1 pseudogene is annotated in these 375 nt (G+C 62.9%); it reads left to right on the forward strand.

The annotated features are described in order from the left end of the window. Nucleotides 1-375, forward strand: a pseudogene (locus tag PQR40_RS39030) (hypothetical protein); the annotation flags it as partial.

Below are 375 nucleotides of genomic sequence, written 5' to 3' on the forward strand. Positions count from 1 at the left end.
AGACGGTGCTCGGGCAAGGAGCCAGTGTGGTGGCCGGCGTGACGGGCAGCAACGTCGCACTGGGGCAGGGCTCGACGGTAACTGCGGCAGTCGTGCCGACTGCGGGTGCGACGATCGGTGGCACGAGCTACACGTTTGCTGGCGCGACGCCGGCAGGCGTGGTGAGTGTTGGGTCGGCGGGTGCGACGCGGCAGGTCACGAATGTAGCTGCAGGGCAACTCAGTTCGAGCTCGACGGATGCCGTCAATGGTTCACAGCTGTTCGCGACCAACCAGCAGGTGAGCGCGAATACCACGGCCATATCCAGCAATACGACTGCCATATCCAACATCACAAATGGCGCGGGCATCAAGTACTTCCATGCTGACTCTACGC

It is taken from the genome of Paraburkholderia sediminicola (assembly GCF_046026855.1).
Lineage (GTDB): Bacteria > Pseudomonadota > Gammaproteobacteria > Burkholderiales > Burkholderiaceae > Paraburkholderia > Paraburkholderia sediminicola_A.